The following is a 2,340-nucleotide window of genomic DNA, read 5'->3' on the forward strand; positions in this document are numbered from 1 at the left end:
GCGCAGCCGCGGCAGCAGTCGCCGGGGTGGTCCGCCGGCGCTGGGCGCGCGGAGCACCGGCCTCCTGCTCGTCGGCGCGCCACCAGGGGGAGGCGGGGTCCGCGTGCGACCACGGGCTGCCGTCGTCGCGGGATGTTTCCCCAGGCTGTGGCGCGTCACCCGTCATGGCTCCCATTGGACTACGGCTTCCGGCGGCGATCAGGGAGATGTAGGGCGTGTCGGGACAAAAAGGGCGGCCCGCAGGCCGGCGGCCGAGGTCACTACGCTTGGTACCCATGAGTCACGTTCTCGCCGCGGTCGCCTGGCCCTACGCCAACGGCCCGCGCCACATCGGTCATGTCTCCGGCTTCGGGGTGCCCTCCGACGTTTTCAGCCGGTACATGCGGATGTCCGGGCACGACGTGCTCATGGTCTCGGGGACCGACGAGCACGGCACGCCGATCCAGGTCCAGGCGGACGCGGACGGGGTGACACCCCGTGAGCTCGCCGACCGCTACAACCGGGTGATCGTCGAGGACCTGCACGGCCTCGGTCTGTCCTACGACCTGTTCACCCGGACCACCACCGGCAACCACTACGCCGTCGTGCAGGAGCTGTTCACCGGCCTGCACGCCAACGGCTACATCGTCGCCAAGACGACGCTGGGCGCGATCTCGCCGTCCACCGGCCGCACCCTGCCGGACCGCTACATCGAGGGCACCTGCCCGATCTGCGGTTACGAGAGCGCCCGCGGCGACCAGTGCGACAACTGCGGCAACCAGCTCGACCCGGAGCAGCTGATCAACCCCCGCTCCCGGATCAACGGCGAGACGCCGCAGTTCGTCGAGACCGAGCACTTCTTCCTCGACCTGCCGGCGTTCGCGCAGTCGCTGGGCAAGTGGCTGGACGCGCGCGAGGGCTGGCGCCCCAACGTGCTGAAGTTCTCCCGGAACCTGCTCGACGACCTCCAGCCGCGGGCGATCACCCGGGACCTCGAGTGGGGCATCCCGATCCCGCTGGACGGCTGGCGGGACCGCCCGGACAAGCGCATCTACGTGTGGTTCGACGCGGTCATCGGCTACCTGTCGGCGTCGATCGAGTGGGCCCGCCGCTCCGGTGACCCGGAGGCGTGGCGGCAGTGGTGGTCCGCCGACGCGCAGGGCAAGGACGCGCTCGGCTACTACTTCATGGGCAAGGACAACATCGTCTTCCACTCGGTGATCTGGCCGTCGCTGCTGCTCGGCTATTCGGGTGCCGGCGACAAGGGTGGCCAGCCCGGCTCGCTGGGCACGCTCAACCTGCCCACCGAGGTCGTCTCCAGCGAGTATCTGACCATGGAGGGCCGCAAGTTCTCCTCGTCGCGCAAGGTCGTCATCTACGTCCGCGACTTCCTGGAGCGCTACGACGCCGACGCCCTGCGCTACTTCATCGCGGCCGCCGGCCCGGAGTCCAACGACACCGACTTCACCTGGGCCGAGTTCGTCCGGCGCAACAACGACGAGCTGGTCGCCGGCTGGGGCAACCTGGTCAACCGGTCGATCTCGATGGCCGCGAAGAACTTCGGCGCGATCCCGCCGCTCGCCGACCCGCAGGAGGAGGACCTCGCGCTGCTCGCCTCGGTGCGTGCGGGCTTCACCAGCGTCGGCGAGCTGATCGGCAAGCACCGGCAGAAGGCCGCGATCGGCGAGGCCATGCGGCTGGTCGCCGAGGCCAACAAGTACCTCTCCGACCAGGCGCCGTGGAAGCTCAAGGACGAGGCGTCCAAGCCGCGGATGGGCACCATCCTGGCCACCGCGTTGCAGGCCATCAGCGACCTGAACACGCTGCTGACCCCGTTCCTGCCGCACTCCGCGCAGAAGGTGCACGAGCTGCTCGGCGGCACCGGGGTGCACGCGCCCATGCCGTCCATCGTGGAGGTCGACGACCTCGACGGCGGCCCGGGCTATCCGGTGCTCACCGGCGACTACACGGTCGGCGCCCGGTGGGAGCCGGTGCCGCTGGTGGCCGGTACGCCGCTGGCCGCGCCCAAGCCGGTCTTCCGCAAGCTGGACCCCTCGGTGGTCGAGGAGGAGCTCGAGCGCCTGGGTTCCTGAACCTTTATCGGATTGATCAACCTTGTGGTCGTCGGGTACCTTCGGCGCGCACGGGGGATACGCAAGCGTTTCATCGGTACGGCGGCGTTCTGACGCTGCCGCCGTACCGGTGACGCTTCTTCTTCGTGCGGTCTTCCCCTCGAAGGAGCTTGATGAACTCACGTCTCACGCGGCCGCTGCTGGCGTTCGCGATCAGCGGTGCCCTGGTGGCCGGCGGCAGTCTGGTCGGCGGGCCCGCCTCGGCGGATGCCGTCGCCCCGCAGCCGGG

General features: G+C 69.8%; 1 protein-coding gene. It reads left to right on the forward strand.

Annotation, left to right across the window (positions count from 1 at the left end):
• Positions 1-275 precede the first annotated feature (275 nt).
• Positions 276-2,072: a methionine--tRNA ligase gene (gene metG, locus AB0C29_RS44190; protein WP_360833763.1), complete on the forward strand. Its 1,797-nt coding sequence runs from the start codon at positions 276-278 to the stop codon at positions 2,070-2,072.
• Positions 2,073-2,340 lie beyond the last annotated feature (268 nt).

The organism is Actinoplanes sp. NPDC048791, assembly GCF_040650095.1.
Classification (GTDB): domain Bacteria; phylum Actinomycetota; class Actinomycetes; order Mycobacteriales; family Micromonosporaceae; genus Actinoplanes.

Coding starts and splice junctions, on each gene's coding strand:
- metG (WP_360833763.1), top strand. CDS start 276: ATGAGTCACGTTCTCGCCGCGGTCGCCTGGCCCTACGCCAACGGCCCG.